Annotated in this window: 17 protein-coding genes and 1 riboswitch; of the genes, 12 read left to right on the forward strand and 5 right to left on the reverse strand. The window is 69.6% G+C overall.

Translation table 11 applies throughout. The annotated features are described in order from the left end of the window. Positions 1-5: 5 nt before the first annotated feature. Entirely contained in the window at positions 6-1,193 is a 1,188-nt protein-coding gene (nadA, locus tag ACFY0D_RS35755) for a quinolinate synthase NadA (RefSeq protein WP_390802077.1), read from the reverse strand. A gap of 293 nt (positions 1,194-1,486) precedes the next feature. Here nadA and erpA point away from each other — a divergent pair, with 293 nt between their 5' ends. Continuing rightward, positions 1,487-1,843: an iron-sulfur cluster insertion protein ErpA gene (gene erpA, locus ACFY0D_RS35760; protein WP_030010511.1), complete on the forward strand. Its 357-nt coding sequence runs from the start codon at positions 1,487-1,489 to the stop codon at positions 1,841-1,843. Positions 1,844-1,937: 94 nt separating this feature from the next. Here the strand turns inward: erpA and ACFY0D_RS35765 are convergent, their stop codons facing one another. Together ACFY0D_RS35765 and ACFY0D_RS35770 are read right to left on the reverse strand one after the other, a co-directional pair. Next, positions 1,938-3,392: a hypothetical protein gene (locus ACFY0D_RS35765; protein WP_390802078.1), complete on the reverse strand. Its 1,455-nt coding sequence runs from the start codon at positions 3,390-3,392 to the stop codon at positions 1,938-1,940. 72 nt (positions 3,393-3,464) lie between these two features. Further along, positions 3,465-3,704 carry a hypothetical protein gene (locus ACFY0D_RS35770; RefSeq protein ID WP_301371632.1) on the reverse strand — a complete coding sequence of 80 codons (240 nt, stop codon included), beginning with the start codon at positions 3,702-3,704 and terminating at the stop codon, positions 3,465-3,467. Between the two features lie 131 nt (positions 3,705-3,835). Here ACFY0D_RS35770 and ACFY0D_RS35775 point away from each other — a divergent pair, with 131 nt between their 5' ends. Then, a complete protein-coding gene (locus ACFY0D_RS35775) occupies positions 3,836-4,810 on the forward strand; it encodes a carbohydrate kinase family protein (RefSeq protein ID WP_390802079.1) in 975 nt (324 codons plus the stop codon). Positions 4,811-5,264: 454 nt separating this feature from the next. Here ACFY0D_RS35775 and ACFY0D_RS35780 read toward each other — a convergent pair whose 3' ends face one another. Continuing rightward, entirely contained in the window at positions 5,265-6,644 is a 1,380-nt protein-coding gene (locus tag ACFY0D_RS35780; protein WP_390802080.1) for a cysteine desulfurase/sulfurtransferase TusA family protein, read from the reverse strand. A gap of 389 nt (positions 6,645-7,033) precedes the next feature. Here ACFY0D_RS35780 and coxB point away from each other — a divergent pair, with 389 nt between their 5' ends. The 4 genes from coxB to ACFY0D_RS35800 all read left to right on the forward strand — a co-directional run bounded on the left by coxB (position 7,034) and on the right by ACFY0D_RS35800 (position 11,503). Next, entirely contained in the window at positions 7,034-8,008 is a 975-nt protein-coding gene (gene coxB / locus ACFY0D_RS35785; protein ID WP_301371635.1) for a cytochrome c oxidase subunit II, read from the forward strand. After that, complete coding sequence (ctaD, locus tag ACFY0D_RS35790) at positions 8,005-9,735, forward strand: cytochrome c oxidase subunit I (RefSeq protein WP_390802081.1); 1,731 nt, start codon at positions 8,005-8,007, stop codon at positions 9,733-9,735. Before coxB ends, ctaD begins: the two co-directional genes overlap by 4 nt. Then, on the forward strand, positions 9,732-10,130 hold the full coding sequence (locus ACFY0D_RS35795) for a cytochrome c oxidase subunit 4 (RefSeq protein WP_053692942.1): 399 nt from the start codon (positions 9,732-9,734) through the stop codon (positions 10,128-10,130). Before ctaD ends, ACFY0D_RS35795 begins: the two co-directional genes overlap by 4 nt. A 125-nt stretch (positions 10,131-10,255) precedes the next feature. After that, a complete protein-coding gene (locus ACFY0D_RS35800; RefSeq protein ID WP_390802082.1) occupies positions 10,256-11,503 on the forward strand; it encodes an Ig-like domain-containing protein in 1,248 nt (415 codons plus the stop codon). 116 nt (positions 11,504-11,619) lie between these two features. Here the strand turns inward: ACFY0D_RS35800 and ACFY0D_RS35805 are convergent, their stop codons facing one another. Then, positions 11,620-12,021: a hypothetical protein gene (locus ACFY0D_RS35805; protein ID WP_328963654.1), complete on the reverse strand. Its 402-nt coding sequence runs from the start codon at positions 12,019-12,021 to the stop codon at positions 11,620-11,622. Positions 12,022-12,220: 199 nt separating this feature from the next. On the opposite strand from ACFY0D_RS35805, the gene ACFY0D_RS35810 reads away from it, so the two are divergent. From ACFY0D_RS35810 to ACFY0D_RS35835, 6 genes are all read left to right on the forward strand, one after another. After that, the gene (locus ACFY0D_RS35810; protein ID WP_266390758.1) at positions 12,221-12,841 is read left to right on the forward strand and encodes a heme-copper oxidase subunit III; all 621 of its coding nucleotides are present in this window, start codon (positions 12,221-12,223) and stop codon (positions 12,839-12,841) included. A gap of 76 nt (positions 12,842-12,917) precedes the next feature. Then, positions 12,918-13,727 (forward strand): c-type cytochrome, encoded by an 810-nt coding sequence (locus ACFY0D_RS35815; protein ID WP_314253217.1) that lies wholly within the window; start codon positions 12,918-12,920, stop codon positions 13,725-13,727. Continuing rightward, entirely contained in the window at positions 13,724-14,782 is a 1,059-nt protein-coding gene (locus ACFY0D_RS35820; RefSeq protein WP_390802083.1) for a Rieske 2Fe-2S domain-containing protein, read from the forward strand. Before ACFY0D_RS35815 ends, ACFY0D_RS35820 begins: the two co-directional genes overlap by 4 nt. Further along, positions 14,779-16,404 (forward strand): cytochrome bc complex cytochrome b subunit, encoded by a 1,626-nt coding sequence (locus ACFY0D_RS35825; RefSeq protein ID WP_390802084.1) that lies wholly within the window; start codon positions 14,779-14,781, stop codon positions 16,402-16,404. The genes ACFY0D_RS35820 and ACFY0D_RS35825 overlap by 4 nt, the downstream gene beginning before the upstream one ends. A gap of 179 nt (positions 16,405-16,583) precedes the next feature. After that, positions 16,584-17,648, forward strand: coding sequence for an anthranilate phosphoribosyltransferase (gene trpD / locus ACFY0D_RS35830; protein WP_390802085.1), 1,065 nt, complete (start codon positions 16,584-16,586; stop codon positions 17,646-17,648). Positions 17,649-17,739: 91 nt separating this feature from the next. After that, positions 17,740-17,856, forward strand: a riboswitch (SAM riboswitch). 223 nt (positions 17,857-18,079) lie between these two features. Beyond that, positions 18,080-19,465, forward strand: coding sequence for an aminotransferase class V-fold PLP-dependent enzyme (locus ACFY0D_RS35835; RefSeq protein WP_390802086.1), 1,386 nt, complete (start codon positions 18,080-18,082; stop codon positions 19,463-19,465). Positions 19,466-19,678: the final 213 nt, after the last annotated feature.

The following is a 19,678-nucleotide window of genomic DNA, read 5'->3' on the forward strand; positions in this document are numbered from 1 at the left end:
GGTGGCTACGGGAGCGCCAGCATCCGCTCCAGCGCGAGCTTCGCGAAGCTCTCCGTCTCCTTGTCGACCTGGATCTGGTTGACGAGGTTGCCCTCGGCCAGGGACTCCAGGGTCCACACCAGGTGCGGGAGGTCGATGCGGTTCATCGTCGAGCAGAAGCAGACCGTCTTGTCGAGGAAGACGACTTCCTTGTCCTCGGCGGCGAATCGGTTCGCCAGGCGGCGGACCAGGTTCAGCTCCGTGCCGATGGCCCACTTGGAACCGGCCGGGGCCGCCTCCAGCGCCTTGATGATGTACTCCGTCGAGCCGACGTAGTCCGCGGCCGCCACGACCTCGTGCTTGCACTCGGGGTGGACCAGGACGTTCACGCCGGGGATCCGGGCGCGGACGTCGTTGACCGAGTCGACCGAGAACCGGCCGTGCACCGAGCAGTGGCCGCGCCACAGGATCATCCTGGCGTTCCGCAGCTGCTCGACCGTCAGGCCGCCGTTCGGCTTGTGCGGGTTGTAGAGCACGCAGTCGTCCAGGGACATGCCCATGTCGCGGACGGCGGTGTTGCGGCCCAGGTGCTGGTCCGGGAGGAAGAGGATCTTCTCGCCCTGCTCGAACGCCCAGTCCAGGGCCTTCTTCGCGTTGGACGAGGTACAGATCGTGCCGCCGTGCTTGCCGGTGAAGGCCTTGATGTCGGCGGAGGAGTTCATGTACGAGACGGGCACCGTGACGTCGGCGATGCCGGCCTCGGTCAGTACGTCCCAGCACTCCGCGACCTGCTCGGCGGTGGCCATGTCGGCCATCGAGCAGCCGGCGGCCAGGTCCGGCAGGACCACCTTCTGGTCGTCCGAGGTCAGGATGTCCGCGGACTCGGCCATGAAGTGCACGCCGCAGAAGACGATGTACTCGGCCTCCGGCTTGGCGGCCGCGTCCTTGGCCAGCTTGAAGGAGTCGCCGGTGACGTCCGCGAACTCGATGACCTCGTCACGCTGGTAGTGGTGGCCCAGGATGAAGACCTTGTCACCGAGCTTCTCCTTGGCCGCGCGGGCGCGCTCCACGAGGTTCGGGTCCGACGGCGAGGGCAGGTCGCCGGGGCACTCCACCCCGCGCTCGCTCTTGGGGTCGGCCTCACGGCCGAGCAGCAGCAGGGCAAGGGGCGTCGGCTGGACGTCCAAAGGCTGGGCGGTGGTCACGACACGCACCCTTTCTGTTCTGCGACAAGGGACTTCTGGATCATCACTTCGACTTCTCGTCTATTTGACGTTATCTATCATAACCGCTTCACGTCAGTTTGACGATGCCGATAGTGTCAATGTGACGCATCAGCCCACGATTCGCCGGGTCCACCCCCGCGCGCGGTGTGCGAGCATGGAATATCTGAAACAAGCGTCGGGTCCCGGAATGAATCCGCGGTCCCGCTCGTTGCCACCGACGGCAAGAGTCCGACGTTTCCCCGCCTCCGGCGGGGAGCCGCCCACTTCGGGAGTGAATGCAGATGTCCGTACAGGACGACAAGACCACTGTGAGCGACGGCATCCTCCTGTCCGACGCCGCCGCCGAGAAGGTCAGGACCCTGCTGGAGCAGGAAGGCCGCGATGACCTGGCGCTCCGCGTCGCCGTCCAGCCCGGTGGCTGCTCCGGCCTGCGCTACCAGCTCTTCTTCGACGAGCGCTCCCTCGACGGCGACGTCGTGAAGGACTTCGACGGTGTGAAGGTCGTCACGGACCGGATGAGCTCTCCGTACCTCCACGGTGCCTCCATCGACTTCGTCGACACCATCGAGAAGCAGGGCTTCACCATCGACAACCCGAACGCCACGGGCTCCTGCGCCTGCGGCGACTCGTTCAGCTAAACCCGGACACCCACGAGGGCCCGCCCCCGGTCGAATCCGACCGGAGGCGGGCCCTCGTGTCATTCCCGGTCCCGGGCCCTGCCCGGGACCCCGGCTACTGCCGGGGGAGCGGCTTGCCGGTGGCCGCGTCGAGCACCTTCCGGTCGCCCAGCGGCTGCTGCAGCGTCACCGTCAAGGACATCTCCTGCGCCAGCATGATGCAGGCCTGGCCCGGCTTGTTCGGGGTGTCCGTGATCTTCACCAGGACCGATTCCGCCTGCTCCCGCGCCTCCACGGCGTAGGTGCTGCACACGCTGCCCCAGAAGTTCACCGTCAGCTTCCGGTCGGCCTCCGCGTACGAGAACCCGGTCACCGTGCGCAGGCCCTTCGGGCCGGGAGTGCTCTCCTGGGCGGCCGCCGCCGGCTGGGCCACCGTGTGACCGGGCGCGCCGCCCTGGCCCGCCACCTCGAAGAGCCAGGCCGGAACCAGCCCCTGCGCCCCGTTCACCGTGCCGGGGACCAGGCCGAGCGCGGCGCCCTTCACCGTCTCCGTCCGCGGGGGCTTCATCGGCCGCGGCTCCGGGTTGCACGGCACCGTGTCCGTGGCCGACACCGGGGTGTCCGCCGTCAGCGGGACCGCGCTCGCGCATCCGCTGGGCTCGGGGTTGCCCTCCCCGCCGCCCGACTTCGCGTTCAGCCGGGCCAGCGCCTCCACGGCCCCGACCACCTGCTGCGAGGCTGCCCGTGCGGGGGCCTTCAGCTCCCCGTTGCCCCCCACCACCGAGCCGTCGGAGCCCACGCTGACCTTCGTGGCCCAGCCGTGCGTGCGCAGCCCGTCGACCACCGGGTCGGCGGCCACCACCCGTACCGAACCCTGGTTGAACCGCGCGTCCGGCGTGGCCCCCGCCACCCCCGCGGCGGCCAGTACGGGGGCCGCGGCGGCCTTGGCGGCCTCCTCCGACACCGGCTTGCCCGTCTCGGCCCCACCGCCCGCACTCGCCCCCGCGTCCTGCGGGAGGGTGGCAGGGCCGCAGGTGTCCTTGCCGCGCACGCAGTCGTCCCCGGCGCCGTTGCCGTTGCCGGGAGCCTGGAAGCGGGCGAAGTTCCACGTCCCCGGCGCCGTACGGGCCACCGTGAGCCGGGGCCCGGAGCCGTCGGCGGCCTCCCCGGCCAGCCAGACGTCCCCGCTCAGGCGCGGCTCGCCGGGCAGGCCCAGAGCCGCCGCGAGGCGGGCCACCTCCGCCGAGGTGACCTCGCCGGACAGCGCGTAGCTCGGCGCGTCGGCCGGAGCCTCCGGAAGCTTCACGTCGGCCCGGTAGACCACCCCGCCGCCGGACGGGTCGGGCTCCCCGGGCGCGATGCCCGGCCCCGAGGGGGCCCCCGCGTCGCGCGGCGCGGAGGCCGCGCTGTCACCCGTACGGTGACCCGGCCCACCGTCGCCGTAGGCGGTCGACGCCCAGTACGCGCCACCGCCGCCCGCGAGCAGGACGGCGGCCGCGATCGAACCGACGGCCCAGGCGGGCCGCCGCCGTGTTCCGCGTGATGTGTCGTCGGGTCCTTCGCTGGTCACCGCATCGCTCCTTCACCGGTCCCGTCGTACCTGATGCGGGTGTGACGGAGCGGGAGCGCAACCGGTTCCCTCCTACTGGTCCCCGTACACGGACGTGGAGGCGATCAGCCGCGCCGAGGCCGGCGGGACGCTGATCCCGTGGATCTGCGAAGGGGCCACCCGGACCGGCCGGGGGCCCGCCGGAACCGCCCAGTGCGGGGCCATCCGGGCGCAGTCACCCAGCAGGCGGGCGAAACCGGGCTGTCGTGGGGCTTCCGCGCCGCGCTTGTCGGCGGTGTACTCGGAGTAGCCGAAACCGTCGGTATAGGTCATGCAGGCACCGTAGGCATCGGAGCTGTGGCGAAGAAAGACCTACTAAGGGGTAGTTTCCGGGGTACAGCCCGGGGCCGCTTACCGGGTAGTTTTGACTGTCCCTCGCCGTCCTCAGCAGGAGCGTCCTCGCCGTGCGCATCGCAGTCACCGGCTCCATCGCCACCGACCACCTCATGACCTTCCCCGGCCGTTTCGCCGACCAGCTGGTCGCGGACCAGCTGCACACGGTCTCCCTCTCCTTCCTCGTCGACAACCTCGACGTCCGGCGGGGCGGGGTCGGCCCGAACATCTGCTTCGGTATGGGGCAGCTCGGCACCCGCCCGATCCTCGTCGGAGCCGCCGGCTCCGACTTCGACGAATACCGCGCCTGGCTGGACCGGCACGGCGTCGACACCGAGTCCGTCCGGATCTCCGAGGTGCTGCACACCGCGCGCTTCGTGTGCACCACGGACGCCGACCACAACCAGATCGGCTCCTTCTACACGGGCGCGATGAGCGAGGCCCGGCTGATCGAGCTCAAGGCCGTGGCCGACCGGGTGGGCGGGCTCGACCTCGTCCTCATCGGCGCGGACGACCCCGAGGCGATGCTGCGCCACACGGAGGAGTGCCGCACGCGCGGGATCCCCTTCGCCGCCGACTTCTCGCAGCAGATCGCCCGGATGGACGGCGACAACATCCGCACCCTGATGGAGGGCGCGACCTTCCTCTTCTCGAACGAGTACGAGAAGGGCCTCATCGAGTCGAAGTCCGGCTGGACCGACGAGGAGATCCTGTCGAAGGTCGGCACCCGCGTGACCACGCTGGGCTCCAACGGCGTCCGGATCGAGCGCGTCGGCGAGGCGCCGATCGTGGTCGGCTGCCCGGAGGAGACCGCGAAGGTCGACCCGACGGGTGTCGGCGACGCGTTCCGCGCCGGGTTCCTGACCGGTCTGGGCTGGGGCGTCGGCCTGGAACGTGCGGCGCAGCTGGGCTGCATGCTCGCGACGCTGGTCATCGAGACCCTCGGCACCCAGGAGTACGCGCTGGCCCGCGCCCACTTCATGGAGCGCTTCACCAAGGCCTACGGCGACGAAGCCGCCGCCGAGGTCCGCGCCCACCTGGCCTGACCGCCGCCGCGGCTCCGACCTTCGCCCCAAGGGCCTACCCCCCTGGTGGTGAGCCCGGCCAGATCCAGCCCCTCCGGCGTTTGAGGAGCGGGGTCTGGGGCGGAGCCCCAGGAAACCCGGCTCCGCCGGGCAGGGGGGGGGGGCCGGGCCCCGCCCCCCCCCCCCCCCCCCGGGGCGGCCCCGGGGCCCCCCCCCCCGGGGGGCCCCGCGGGGGGGGCCGCGCGCCCCCCCCCCGCCCCCGCGCGCCCCCCCCCCGCCCCCCCCCGGCGCCCCCCCCCCCCCCCCCCGCGGGGGCCCCGCGGGCGGGGGGGGGGGGGGGGGGGGGGGGGGGGGGGGGGGGGGCCCCCCCCCCCCCCCGAAACCCGGCTCCGCCGGGCACCGGGCTCTGCCCGGACCCGCGCCTCAATCGCCGGCGAGGCTGAAACGTGGCGCAGCCGGATCGGGGCCGGCCCGGTCAGGTGGCCCGGCGGACCGTGTACGCGGAGCCGACCTCGCGGGGGGTCTCGCCCACATACGTGTGGCCCCGCATCGCGCACCACGCCGGGATGTCCAGCCGCGCCACCTCGTCGTCGGAGACGACCGTGACGGTCCCGCCCACCGGGACCGTCACGATGGCCCGGGCCAGTTCGATCACCGGCTGGGGGCAGCGCAGCCCGAGCGCGTCGAGCTCCAGGGAGTCCGCCACCGGCGCCACCGCCGGGGGCTCCGACACGCCCAGCCGTTCCCGTACGTCCGCCACCGCGCGCGGCAGCACCTCCAGGAACGCGTTGACCTCCTCCGCCGGGGTCCCCGGCGGCAGGGACACCCGTACGTTCCCCTCCGACAGCACGCCCATCGCCCGCAGCACGTGACTGGGGGTCAGCGTGGAGCTCGTGCACGAGGAGCCGGAGGAGACCGAGAAACCGGCCCGGTCCAGCTCGTGCAGCAGCGTCTCCCCGTCGACGTACAGGCAGGAGAAGGTGACCAGGTGCGGCAGCCGCCGCTCCGGATCGCCCACCACCTCCACGTCCGGGACCAGCCGCACCACCCGCCGCCGGATGCGGTCCACCAGGACCCGCAGCCGGGCCGCCTCCGCGTCCGCGTCGGCCCGTACGGCCCGCAGGGAAGCCGCCGCGGCCACGATCGCGGGCAGGTTCGTGAAACCGGGGGAGCGCCCCGACTCCCTCTCGTCCGCAGGTCCTTGGGGGGAGAAACGCACCCCCTTGCGGACCGCCAGCAGACCGACCCCGGGCGGGCCGCCCCACTTGTGCGCACTCGCGGCCAGGACGGACCAGGCGCCCTCCACCGGACCCCAGCCCAGCGACTGGGCCGCGTCCACCAGCAGCGGCACCCCGGCCGCCGCGCAGACCTCGGCCACCTCCGCCACCGGCTGGACCGTGCCCACCTCGTGGTTGGCCGACTGGAGGCAGGCGAGGGCGCTCTCCGGGGCGAGCGCGTCCGCGTAGGCGGCGGGCGTCACCGCGCCCCACCGGTCCACCGGGACCTCGGTCACCGTCCCGCCGCGCGCCTCGTGCACCTCGGCCGAGTGAAATACAGAACTGTGTTCGACCGCCGATACGACCAGATGACTTCCGACGCGTCGGCGCCCCGCGAGGACCCCCGCCACCCCCGTGTGAACCGCGTGCGTCCCCGAAGGAGTGAACACGAGCTCGTCGGCCCGGCATCCCACCGCCTCCGCGGCGGCCTCCCGCGCCGCGTCCAGCAGCAGCCGGGCGCGCCTGCCCTCCCGGTAGAGCCGGGACGGATCGGCCCAGCCCTCGTCCAGGGCGGCCTGCAACGCCTGGCGGGCCACGGGGTGCAGGGGAGCGGCGGACGCGCTGTCGAAGTACGGCATCCGGTCACCGTAAGGCAGGGGGCGTGCGGAGTATGCCGTTGAGGGGTGGTGATCGGGCGACGGGTGGGCAGGAGCCGTGCGGAGCACGCCGTTGAGGGGTGGTGGCCGGGCGACGGGTGGGCGGGGCCCGCAGCGTTCGAGGTCAGGGGGCGTCAGATGTGCTCCGGAGCCCGCCATTCAGGGCCATTCGCGCCGTCCCCCGGACGGCGGATCCATCCCTTCGGGGGCAGTAGCGGCGCGTTGGGCACCCTCCCCGCGCGACCCCAAATAGCGTCCAGTAGGGTTTGGTCCGCATAAACATCCAAACCCCTGCCTGCGTCAGGGCCGGCGACCGACCCGAACACGGCCGCGGCCGGCCGCGCGGGCCGAGACTCTCGGGAAGGCGCTACGTGAGTCCCTACGGCTCCGACCGCTCGCCGCGGCGCCCGATGCGGCGGAAGCTGCTGCAGGCGCTGACTGCGGGCGTGGTCCTGGCGACCGCCACTGGTTGCTCGTATACATGGAAAGACTTCCCCCGCCTCGGAATGCCGACTCCGGTAACCGAGGAGGCGCCGCGCATCCTCTCCCTGTGGCAGGGATCCTGGGCGGCCGCGCTGGTCACGGGCATCCTCGTGTGGGGCCTGATCATCTGGAGCGTCATCTTCCACCGGCGCAGCCGGACGAAGATCGAGGTCCCCGCGCAGACCCGGTACAACATGCCCATCGAGGCGCTGTACACCGTGGTCCCGCTCATCATCGTCTCGGTGCTCTTCTACTTCACCGCTCGTGACGAGTCGAAGCTCCTGGCCCTCACCCCGAAGCCGCCGCACACGATCAACGTGATCGGCTTCCAGTGGAGCTGGGGCTTCAACTACGTCGAGAACGTCGACGGCGACGCGGCGACCCCGAAGGCGGGCGCGGTCCCCAAGGAGCTGGCCTCCATCCCGGACCGCTTCACCAAGGACTTCCCGGCGGGCGCCGAAGGCGTCTACCAGAAGGGTGTCCCGGGCGACAAGAACCCCCAGACGGGCAACCCGGGTCCGACCCTGGTCCTCCCCAAGGGCGAGAAGGTCCGTTTCATCCTGTCGTCGAACGACGTGATCCACTCCTTCTGGGTGGTCCCGTTCCTGTTCAAGCAGGACGTCATTCCGGGCCACACCAACGTCTTCGAGGTCACCCCGTCCGAATACGGCACCTTCATGGGCAAGTGCGCCGAGCTCTGCGGCGTTGACCACTCCCGGATGCTCTTCAACGTCAAGGTGGTCTCCCCCGAGGAGTACCGGGCGTACCTGAAGGATCTGGCGGAGAAGGGTCAGACCGGCTACCTCCCGGCCGGCATCCAGCAGACCGACCCGGCCCGGAATGCGGAAGTGAACAAACTGTGAGCATCCTCAACGAATCCCAGGGTGCCGCCGCCGACTCGTATGAGAACGAGCTGCCGGTACGGCGCAAGCAGCCGGGCAATGTCGTCGTGAAGTGGCTGACCACGACCGACCACAAGACCATCGGCACGATGTACCTGGTCACGTCGTTCGTGTTCTTCATCATCGGCGGCCTGCTGGCGCTCTTCATGCGCGCCGAGCTGGCCCGTCCGGGCACGCAGATCATGTCGAACGAGCAGTTCAACCAGGCGTTCACCATGCATGGCACGATCATGCTGCTGATGTTCGCCACCCCGCTCTTCGCGGGCTTCGCCAACTGGATCATGCCGCTGCAGATCGGCGCGCCCGACGTGGCGTTCCCGCGGCTGAACATGTTCGCGTACTGGCTGTACCTCTTCGGCTCGACCATCGCGGTGGCCGGCTTCGTGACGCCGAACGGCGCTGCCGACTTCGGCTGGTTCGCCTACTCCCCGCTGTCGGACGCGGTCCGGTCGCCGGGCATCGGCGCCGACATGTGGATCATGGGTCTGGCCTTCTCCGGCTTCGGAACCATCCTCGGCTCGGTCAACTTCATCACCACGATCATCTGCATGCGCGCTCCCGGCATGACGATGTTCCGCATGCCGATCTTCACCTGGAACGTGCTGCTGACCGGTGTCCTGGTCCTGCTCGCCTTCCCGGTGCTGGCCGCCGCGCTCTTCGCGCTGGAGGCCGACCGCAAGTTCGGCGCGCATGTGTTCGATGCCGCGAACGGCGGCGCATTGCTATGGCAACACCTCTTCTGGTTCTTCGGACACCCAGAGGTGTACATCATCGCGCTGCCGTTCTTCGGAATCGTCTCCGAGATCATCCCGGTCTTCAGCCGTAAGCCGATGTTCGGCTACATCGGCCTGATCGCCGCGACGATCGCGATCGCCGGCCTCTCCGTGACCGTGTGGGCCCACCACATGTACGTCACCGGTGGCGTGCTGCTGCCGTTCTTCTCCTTCATGACCTTCCTGATCGCGGTACCGACCGGTGTGAAGTTCTTCAACTGGATCGGCACCATGTGGAAGGGCTCGCTGTCCTTCGAGACCCCGATGCTCTGGACGATCGGCTTCCTGGTCACCTTCACCTTCGGTGGCCTGACCGGCGTCATCCTGGCCTCGCCCCCGATGGACTTCCACGTCTCCGACTCGTACTTCGTCGTCGCGCACTTCCACTACGTCGTCTTCGGCACCGTGGTGTTCGCGATGTTCGCCGGCTTCCACTTCTGGTGGCCGAAGTTCACGGGCAAGATGCTGGACGAGCGCCTCGGCAAGATGACGTTCTGGACGCTGTTCATCGGCTTCCACGGCACCTTCCTGGTGCAGCACTGGCTCGGTGCCGAGGGCATGCCGCGCCGTTACGCGGACTACCTCGCCGCCGACGGTTTCACCGCGCTGAACACGATCTCGACGATCAGCTCGTTCGTGCTCGGCCTGTCGATGCTGCCGTTCATGTACAACGTCTGGAAGACGGCCAAGTACGGCGAGAAGGTCGAGGTCGACGACCCGTGGGGTTACGGCCGTTCGCTTGAGTGGGCGACGTCCTGCCCGCCGCCGCGGCACAACTTCCTCACCCTGCCGCGGATCCGTTCGGAGTCCCCGGCGTTCGACCTGCACCACCCTGAGATCGCGGCCCTCGACCACCTCGAGGACCACAGCGTCGCCGCCAAGGCCGTCGCCGGTGGCAAGGAGGCCGACAAGTGAAGATCCAGGGCAAGATGTTCCTCTGGCTCTCCTTCTTCATCCTGATCATGGCCGTCGTGTACGGCGTGTGGTCGAAGGAGCCCGTCGGTACCACCGCGCTCTTCCTGGCCTTCGGCCTGAGCGTCATGATCGGCTACTACCTGGCCTTCACGGCCAAGCGTGTCGACGAGATGGCCCAGGACAACCTGGAGGCCGACGTCGCCGACGAGGCGGGCGAGCTGGGGTTCTTCTCCCCGCACAGCTGGCAGCCGCTCTCGCTGGGCATCGGCGGTGCGCTCGCGTTCATGGGCGTCATCTTCGGCTGGTGGCTCATGTACTTCTCGGCCCCGATCATCATGATCGGCCTGTGGGGCTGGGTGTACGAGTACTACCGCGGTGAGAACCAGAACCAGTAGCAGGACCTTCGCGGCCGCGCCGCGCAGCGCTTGGGGCCCGGGCCCCTCCTTCGGGAGGAGCCCGGGCCCCTCGTTTGCAGTCACCCCGCGCGCCGGATTTGTCATATCTTCATAGCGTTGGCTCCATGAAGCACTCACCGCGTCTTTGGACGGTACTCAGCTGCTCCCTGCTGGTCGCGTCCCTCGGGGCCGGCGCCACCGCATGCGGGTCCGGCGACAAGAACCCGCTGTCAGCCCGCCCGTACGACGCGGGCGATCAGGTCGCCTTCAACCAGAGCGCCGGCAACCGCCCCGTGAACCCCGACCGGCCCCTTGAGATCACCGCCAAGAGCGGCGGCGGCCGGATCACCGATGTGCTGGCCGTGGACACCCACGGCCGCCGCCTGGCGGGCGAACTGAGCGCCAAGGGGGACCGCTGGCACAGCACGACCCCGATGGCCTCAGGCGTCCGCTACACGGTCACCGTGAGCACCGAGGACGAGCGGGGCGCCCCCGGGCAGCGCACGCTCACCTTCGACACCACCCCGTCCAAGGGGATCCTGAAGGTCGAGTTCGGCCCGGACGAGGGCAAGTACGGCGTCGGGCAGCCCATCACCGCCGAACTCAGCGAGCCCGTCAAGGACAAGGCCGCCCGCGCCATCGTGGAACGGGGCCTCGTCGTCGACGCCCCGCCCGGCGTCGAGGGCGCCTGGCACTGGGTGGACGACAAGAACCTCCACTACCGGCCCAAGGACTACTGGCCCGCCAACTCCGCCGTCTCCGTACGGAGCAACCTGGAAGGCGTCAGGATCACCGACGAGCTCCACGGAGCCGTCGCCAAGCCGCTGAAACTGGAGATCGGGGACCGGGTCGAGGTCACCACCGACGCCTCCTCGCACTACCTCACGTTCCGGCGCAACGGAGAAGTGATCAACACCATCCCGGTGACCACCGGAAAGCCCGGCTTCTCCACCCGCAACGGCATCAAGGTGGTGCTGGGCAAGCAGTACTTCGTACAGATGCGCGGCGACACCGTCGGCATCGGCGGCAGCGAGTACTACAACCTGCCCGTCTACTACGCCACCCGCGTCACCTGGAGTGGTGAATACGTCCACGCCGCGCCGTGGTCCGTCGGCTCCCAGGGCTACGAGAACGTCAGCCACGGCTGCACGGGCATGAGCACCGGCAACGCCGCCTGGTTCTACGAGAACATCACCGAGGGCGACGTCGTCAAGGTGATCAACAGCATCGGCGACGACATGGACGTCTTCGGCAACGGCTTCGGCGACTGGAACATGGACTGGAAGGACTGGCGCCAGGGCAGCGCCCTGCTCAAGGGCACCCAGGAAGGCCGCAGTCCGGTCGACCAGGCCCGCCTGCGCCCCACCGTCTAGGTGGCCCCGGGCCGGTCTCTCCCCCCGGACGCCGTCCGGGGGGAGAATCCCGGCTCATTCACCCGTACGGGCCTCTGCGGGGCACACACGGGCACACGCGGGGCCCGTAGGACGGATCAGGCGTCCAGGGACAGACGGGTCCTCAGGAGGCCCGCCAGGGTGTCCGCGAACTGCACCGGGTCCACCGGAAGGGTCACGGCCGCGTCCGCGCGGCTCCACGTGGCCAGCCAGGCGTCCTGGGGGCGCCCCATCAGCAGCAGCACCGGCGGACACCGGAAGATCTCGTCCTTGATCTGCCGGCACACACCCATGCCCCCGGCCGGAACCGCCTCGCCGTCCAGCACGCACGCGTCGATTCCGCCCGCGTCCAGCGCCGTCAGGACCGCCGGCAGCGTCGCGCACTCCAGGAACTCCACCGGCGGCAGGTCCGCGGCGGGCCTGCGTCCTGCCGCCAGCCGCACCTGCTCCCGGGTGCCCGCGTCGTCGCTGTAGACCAGAACCCGCGCAGTCGCCCGCATTTCGTTCCTCCACGTGGCCGTGAATCACGTTGATGTTGCGCGGGATGCTACTCCTCCCGGTGCGCCGTCCACATCGGTTCGAACATGTCGCAGGTGACGGCGCGCAGGGCTCATCTGATGGGCCGTTCGGGCCTTGCACACGCCCCTGACACTCCGAACGGCACCCCCCGGGGTGAGGGCGGGATAAGCGACCGACATAATGTCGGTCGTGGCGACAGCAACGACAGTAGATACCGGGCACGCGCACCCGACGGTCAACCGGCCGAACCTCGTCAGCGTCGGAACCATCATCTGGTTGAGTTCCGAGCTGATGTTCTTCGCGGCCCTCTTCGCGATGTACTTCACCCTGCGATCCGTGATGGGTCCCGAGTTCTGGACGAAACAGGCCGAGGCCCTGAATCTTCCCTTCTCGGCGACGAACACGACGATCCTGGTGCTTTCCTCGCTCACCTGCCAGCTCGGCGTATTCGCCGCCGAGCGCGGTGACGTGAAGAAGCTCCGGACGTGGTTCATCATCACGTTCGTCATGGGTGCGATCTTCATTGGCGGCCAGGTGTTCGAGTACACCGAGCTGGTCAAGCATGAGGGCCTGTCCCTCTCGTCGGACCCCTACGGCTCGGTGTTCTACCTGACCACCGGCTTCCACGGTCTGCACGTGACGGGCGGTCTCATCGCCTTCCTGCTGGTCCTCGGCCGGACGTACGCGGCCAAGAGGTTCACCCACGAACAGGCCACGTCGGCCATCGTCGTGTCCTACTACTGGCACTTCGTCGACGTCGTCTGGATCGGCCTCTTCGCGACGATCTACCTGATCAAGTAGCGAACACGTCACCGGGCAAGACCCGGCACTCCATCCAGACACACCGACGCAGAAGATCCTGACACCGGGGTAATCCGTGAAAAAGCTCTCCGCACGACGACGCCATCCGCTGGCGGCGGTCGTCGTTCTACTCCTCGCGCTGGCGGCCACTGGGGGGCTGTACGCCGCCTTCGCCCCCGCGGGCAAGGCGCAGGCCGATGAAACCGCCCAGTCCCTCGCCATCGAGGAGGGCAAGAAGCTCTACGCCGTGGGTTGCGCAAGCTGCCACGGAACCGGCGGTCAGGGTTCCTCTGACGGCCCGAGCCTGGTCGGCGTCGGCTCCGCGGCCGTCGACTTCCAGGTGAGCACGGGCCGCATGCCCGCCCAGCAGCCCGGCGCCCAGGTGCCGAAGAAGCCCGTCATCTACGACCAGGCGCAGATCGACCAGCTGGCCGCGTACATCGCGTCCCTCGGCGCCGGTCCGATCACGCCGACCGCGAAGCAGTACGACCCGGCGGGCGCCGACATCGCCAACGGTGGTGAGCTCTTCCGCAACAACTGCGCGCAGTGCCACAACTTCACCGGCGAAGGCGGCGCGCTGACGAACGGCAAGTACGCCCCCAACCTTGAGGGCGTCTCGCCGAAGCACATCTACGAGGCCATGCAGACCGGCCCGCAGAACATGCCCTCCTTCCCCGACAGCACCATGCCGGAGAAGCAGAAGAAGGACATCATCGCGTACCTCCAGAACGTCAACGGCGAGAAGTCGACCAGCCCCGGCGGCCTGAAGCTCGGTGGCCTCGGCCCCGTCTCCGAGGGTCTGTTCGGCTGGATCTTCGCCCTGGGTGCGCTGATCGCTGTCGCCGTCTGGGTCGCGGCCCACACCGCTAAGGCCAAGAAGTCATGAGTAGCCAAGAGATTCCCGAAGAGAAGCACCTGCCGAGCGAGCAGGGCGACGCCCACCACGGTGGCGTAGCGGTCGCGGACGACCCGTTCGCCGACCCGGGCCTGCCGGTCCACAAGCCCCGCATCCAGGACATCGACGAGCGGGCGGCGAAGCGCTCCGAGCGCACCGTCGCGATGCTCTTCATCCTGTCGATGCTGGCGACGATCGGCTTCATCGCGTCCTACGTGATCTTCCCGGTCGACAAGATCGTCTACATCTTCCCCATCGGGAAGGTCAGCGCGCTCAACTTCTCCCTGGGCATGACCCTGGGCGTGGCCCTCTTCTGCATCGGCGCGGGCGCGGTCCACTGGGCCCGCACCCTGATGTCCGACGTAGAGGTCGCCGCCGAGCGCCACGAGATCGCCGCTCCGCCGGAGGTCAAGGCGCAGGTCCTGCAGGACTTCGCCGACGGCGCGAACGAGTCCGGCATCGGCCGCCGGCCCCTGATCCGCAACACGCTGCTCGGCGCGATGGCCATGGTGCCGCTCGCCGGCGTCATGCTGCTGCGCGACCTGGGCCCGCTGCCCGAGGACAAGCTGCGCAAGACCCTGTGGGCCAAGGGCAAGCTGCTCATCAACGACAACACGAACGAGCCGCTGCGTCCCGAGGACGTGCTCGTCGGGTCGCTGACCTTCGCCAGGCCGGAAGGCCTGGAGGAGGAGCAGCACGACTTCCAGGTCCAGATCGCCAAGGCCGCCCTGATGATCGTCCGTATCCAGCCGGACGACATCAAGGACAAGAAGGAACTGGAGTGGTCCCACGACGGGATCGTGGCCTACTCCAAGATCTGCACCCACGTCGGCTGCCCGATCAGCCTGTACGAGCAGCAGACGCACCACGTGCTCTGCCCGTGCCACCAGTCCACCTTCGACCTCTCCGACGGCGCCCGTGTCATCTTCGGCCCGGCCGGTCACGCGCTTCCGCAGCTGCGGATCGGCGTGAATGACGAAGGCTTCCTCGAAGCGCTTGGCGACTTCGAAGAGCCCGTCGGTCCTGCATTCTGGGAGCGCGGATGAGCACCAGCGTCAACAACGAGCGCAAAGCGCCGGCCGGCGAGCGAGTAGCGGACTGGGCGGACGGCCGCCTGGGCATCTACGGCCTGGCCAAGGCCAACATGCGCAAGATCTTCCCGGACCACTGGTCCTTCATGCTGGGTGAGATCTGCCTCTACAGCTTCATCATCATCATCCTCACGGGTGTGTACCTGACGCTGTTCTTCCACCCGAGCATGAACGAGGTCGTGTACCACGGCTCGTACGTGCCGATGCAGGGCGTCATGATGTCCGAGGCCTTCGCCTCGACGCTGGACATCAGCTTCGACGTCCGCGGTGGCCTGCTGATCCGTCAGATCCACCACTGGGCGGCGCTGATCTTCGTCGCGGCGATGATCGTGCACATGATGCGCGTCTTCTTCACCGGCGCGTTCCGCAAGCCGCGTGAGGTCAACTGGATCTTCGGCTTCCTGCTGCTGGTCCTCGGCATGTTCACCGGCTTCACCGGTTACTCGCTGCCGGACGACCTGCTCTCGGGTACCGGTGTCCGCTTCATGCAGGGCGCCATCCTGTCCGTCCCGGTCGTCGGCACCTACCTGTCGATGTTCCTGTTCGGCGGGGAGTTCCCGGGCGGCGACTTCGTCGCGCGGTTCTACTCGGTGCACATCCTGCTGCTGCCCGGCATCATGATGGGCCTGCTCGTGGCCCACCTGATCCTGGTCTTCTACCACAAGCACACCCAGTTCGCGGGTCCCGGCAAGACGAACAACAACGTCGTCGGCATGCCGCTGCTGCCGGTCTACATGGCCAAGGCCGGAGGCTTCTTCTTCCTGGTCTTCGGTGTCATCGCGGCCGTCGCGGCCATCGCCACGATCAACCCGATCTGGGCGCTCGGCCCGTACCGCCCGGACCACGTGTCCACCGGTGCGCAGCCCGACTGGTACATGGGTATGCCGGAAGGCCTGATCCGGGCCATGCCGGGCTGGGAGATCAACCTGTGGGGCCACACGCTCGTCCTGGGCGTGTTCATCCCGCTGCTGCTCTTCCCGCTGGTGCTCGGTGCGATCGCCGTCTGGCCGTTCATCGAGTCCTGGGTCACCGGGGACAAGCGCGAGCACCACATCCTGGACCGCCCGCGCAACGTTCCGACCCGTACGGCCTTCGGTGTCGCCTGGATCGCGGAGTACATCGTGCTCCTCATCGGCGGTGGCAACGACATGTTCGCCCAGTACTTCCACCTGTCGATCAACTCGATCACCTGGTTCGTCCGGATCGGCTTCTTCGTCGTCCCGGTCCTCGCCTTCATCGTCACCAAGCGGATCTGCCTCGGCCTCCAGCGCCGGGACCACGACAAGGTGCTGCACGGTCGCGAGACCGGCATCATCAAGCGTCTGCCGCACGGTGAGTTCGTCGAGGTCCACGAGCCGCTCCCGGCGGGCCAGCTGCACAAGCTCACCGCGCACGAGCAGTACAAGCCGATCGAGATCGGCCCGACGGTCGACGAGAACGGTGTCGAGCGCAAGGTGAAGGCCGCCGAGAAGCTGCGCGCGAAGCTCAGCAAGGGCTTCTACGGCGAGAACAACCAGATTCCGAAGCCCACGGTGGAGGAATACAAGGAGATCCAGTCCGGCCACGGCCACCACTGATCCCCGTATGAACGCATGAGGGACTGATTTCGGTCAGTCCTGGTGTCGCCACGGCGAGAGCCCCGTCCAGTGTCTGGACGGGGCTCTTTGCCGTAACCGGGGCTGGATAGGCTGAACCCTGACCGATCAGACGTGGGCGCCAGAAAATGGGGACGGCCCACCGACAGCAGGAGCGGACCATGAACGTTGCGACCCCGGCAGGCGGCGACAGCGTGGCGGCCCGTGGCTGGCCGGGCGTTCTCGACGCTCTGCTGACCGGCCAGGACCTGCGCGCGGAGGACACCGCCTGGGCCATGGACCGGATCATGCGGGGGGAGGCCACCGACGCCCAGATCGCCGGCTTCACGGTCGCGCTGCGGGCCAAGGGGGAGACGGTCGAGGAGATCAACGGCCTCGTACGGGCGATGTACGCGCACGCCAACCTGATCGAGGTGCCGGGCCGCACGGTGGACATCGTCGGCACCGGCGGCGACGGGGCCAAAACGGTGAACATCTCCACGATGTCGGCGGTCGTGGTGGCCGGTACCGGCGCCAAGGTCGTCAAGCACGGCAACCGGGCCGCGTCCTCCGCGAGCGGCTCCTCGGACGTCCTGGAAAAGCTCGGGGTCAACCTCCAGCTGAGCCGCGAGCGGGTCGTGGAGGTCGCCGAGGAAGCCGGCATCACCTTCTGCTTCGCCGTGAAGTTCCACCCGGCACTGCGCCATGTGGCCGCAGCCCGCAAGGAACTGGGCATCCGGACCTTCTTCAACGCGCTGGGCCCGCTCACCAACCCGGCCCGGGTGCGCGCCCAGGCGACCGGCGTGGCCGATCCCCGGATGGCCCCGATCATCGCGGGCGTGCTCGCCGGGCGGGGCTCCTCCGCGCTGGTCTTCCGCGGCGACGACGGCCTGGACGAACTGACCACGACGTCGACCTCGCGCATCTGGTGGGTCCGCGACGGCAAGGTCTCCGAGCGGACCTTCGACCCCCGTGACGTGGGCATCTCCCTGGTCGACGTCTCCGCCCTGGCCGGCGGGGACCCCTCGTACAACGCGGATGTGGCCCGCCGCCTGCTGGCCGGCGAGACCGGACCGGTCCGCGACGCCGTGCTGCTGAACTCGGCGGCGGCCCTGGTGGCCCTCGACCCGGGCCCCGGCAGCCTGGAGGAGCAGATCACGGCCGGAATCGCCCGTGCGGCGGAGTCCATCGACTCGGGGGCGGCGCGGGCCGCCCTGGAGCGCTGGGTGACGGCCAGCAACGCGTAGCCGTGTGAGAACGGCGTGAAAGCAACGACCCCGGTCCGCCATTCGGACCGGGGTCTTGCGTTCGGGCGATCTTGTGGCAGGATGCTGACCAGGTCACGAGTGACAGCGTTTAGGCCCCGGCTTGCTGTCCGGCAACCCTCCTTCCGTGGCGGGGTGCCCCGGGTGATGACCAGGTCGTAGGCAGCAAGGCCTACGGCAAGCGCGGATCCCTCGACACCAGGGGTCCTGGTCTTCTCGAGGAGCTTTTTCCGTGAGCAAGCGAATGCGATAGGGCGACTCCGCCCCTACTTCACCCCTCGGATCAGGGTCACTTCCGTGTACCCCCGCCCAGCGCGGACCGAGGACTCTCCCGTACCCCGGACGGCCGCAGCGCCGTACCCGCGTACGGGCACACCGAAGCCATTCAGCCCTGCCTGCCGGGAGATACCGCCATGTCCGCAACCCTGAACGCCGCCACCACCACCGCCGCGGCCACCATCGACCCCGCCTGTGCCGAGCCGCTCGCGGTCCTCGGCCGGGACGTCACCGTCCCGCTCGTCACCGGCGGCGAGGTCACCTACGCGGCCCTCGACTACGCGGCCAGCGCCCCCGCCCTGCAGCGGGTCTGGGACGACGTCGCCGCGTACGCCCCGTACTACGGCAGCGTGCACCGCGGCGCCGGCTACCTCTCACAGCTCTCCACCGACCTCTTCGAGCAGAGCCGGGTCACCGTCGCCGAGTTCCTCGACTGCCGCCCCACCGACCAGGTCGTCTTCACCCGGTCCACCACCGACTCGCTGAACCTGCTCGCTGCCGTACTCCCCGCCGACTGCCAGGTGTTCGTCTTCGAGACCGAGCACCACGCCTCCCTGCTGCCGTGGGTCGACGCACAGGTCACCTACCTCAACGCGCCGCGCACCCCCGCCGAGGCCGTCGCCACCCTGGAGCGGGCGCTTGCCGACCGCGACCCTTACGGTCCCGCGCTGGTCTGCGTCACCGGTGCCTCCAACGTCACCGGCGAGCTGTGGCCGGTCAGGGAACTCGCCGCCGCCGCGCACGCCCACGGCGCGCGCATCGTGCTGGACGCCGCCCAACTGGCCCCGCACCACCCGGTCTCCGTGCAGGAGCTGGACGTCGACTGGGTCGCCTTCTCCGGGCACAAGCTCTACGCGCCCTTCGGCTCGGGCGTGCTCGCCGGACGCGCGGACTGGCTGCAGGAAGCGCAGCCGTACCTGGCCGGCGGCGGGGCCTCCCGCAAGGTGGCCCGGCGCGAGGACGGCGGCGTGGACGTCGAGTGGCACACCACCGCGGCCCGCCACGAGGCCGGCTCCCCGAACGTCATCGGCGTCTACTCCATCGCCTCGGCCTGCAAGGCCCTGACCGAGGCCGGCTTCGAGAACCTCGTCGCCCGCGAACAGCACCTCATCGCGAAGGTCCGCAGCGGCCTGGCGGAGGTCCCGGCGGTCCGGATCCTCTCCCTCTTCGGCGACGACGCCCCGCGGGTCGGCGTCATCTCCTTCGTCGTGGACGGCTGGAACAGCTCCCACTTCGCGGCCGCGCTGTCCGCCGAGTACGGGATCGGCGTCCGCGACGGCCTGTTCTGCGCCCACCCGCTGGTCCGCACCCTGCTGGGCAGCGAGCCGCAGGCGCAGGGCGAATGCGGAGCCCCCGAGGCGGCGCCGGGGGAGCGCTCGCTGAACGCGATCCGCGTCAGCTTCGGCGCGGGCACCCCCGACGAGCACGTCGACCGCTTCGTCGGCGCCGTGAAGGAACTGGTCACCTCCGGAGCCAAGTGGCAGTACCGCACGGAGGAAGGCCGCTGCGTACCCGCCGTGTAACGGCTTCCCCGGCTTGGCGCTGTACGGCGGGTCCGGATCCCCGCCGGGCTCCGCCCGGACCCGCGCCTCAATCGCCGGCGGGGCTGGGTGGTGTGGGGCGGTGCCCCGCACGAGGGTCTCCTCGGCTCGCGCCAGGCGGCCGTGGTTCGGCCAGACGGCCTGGGTTGCGCGCTCGTCCTGCGGGGACCCTCCTGCGTGTCCCCGCCCCACGGC

This window comes from Streptomyces sp. NPDC001502 (genome assembly GCF_042894785.1).
GTDB classification, from domain to species: domain Bacteria; phylum Actinomycetota; class Actinomycetes; order Streptomycetales; family Streptomycetaceae; genus Streptomyces; species Streptomyces kutzneri.

Excerpts from the sequence above, each read along its gene's own strand:
- erpA (WP_030010511.1), top strand. The coding sequence starts at position 1,487 with ATGTCCGTACAGGACGACAAGACCACTGTGAGCGACGGCATCCTCCTG.
- ACFY0D_RS35770 (WP_301371632.1), bottom strand. The coding sequence starts at position 3,704 with ATGACCTATACCGACGGTTTCGGCTACTCCGAGTACACCGCCGACAAG.
- ACFY0D_RS35780 (WP_390802080.1), bottom strand. The coding sequence starts at position 6,644 with ATGCCGTACTTCGACAGCGCGTCCGCCGCTCCCCTGCACCCCGTGGCC.
- ACFY0D_RS35800 (WP_390802082.1), top strand. The coding sequence starts at position 10,256 with ATGAAGCACTCACCGCGTCTTTGGACGGTACTCAGCTGCTCCCTGCTG.
- ACFY0D_RS35805 (WP_328963654.1), bottom strand. The coding sequence starts at position 12,021 with ATGCGGGCGACTGCGCGGGTTCTGGTCTACAGCGACGACGCGGGCACC.
- ACFY0D_RS35810 (WP_266390758.1), top strand. The coding sequence starts at position 12,221 with ATGTCGGTCGTGGCGACAGCAACGACAGTAGATACCGGGCACGCGCAC.
- ACFY0D_RS35820 (WP_390802083.1), top strand. The coding sequence starts at position 13,724 with ATGAGTAGCCAAGAGATTCCCGAAGAGAAGCACCTGCCGAGCGAGCAG.
- ACFY0D_RS35825 (WP_390802084.1), top strand. The coding sequence starts at position 14,779 with ATGAGCACCAGCGTCAACAACGAGCGCAAAGCGCCGGCCGGCGAGCGA.
- trpD (WP_390802085.1), top strand. The coding sequence starts at position 16,584 with ATGAACGTTGCGACCCCGGCAGGCGGCGACAGCGTGGCGGCCCGTGGC.
- ACFY0D_RS35835 (WP_390802086.1), top strand. The coding sequence starts at position 18,080 with ATGTCCGCAACCCTGAACGCCGCCACCACCACCGCCGCGGCCACCATC.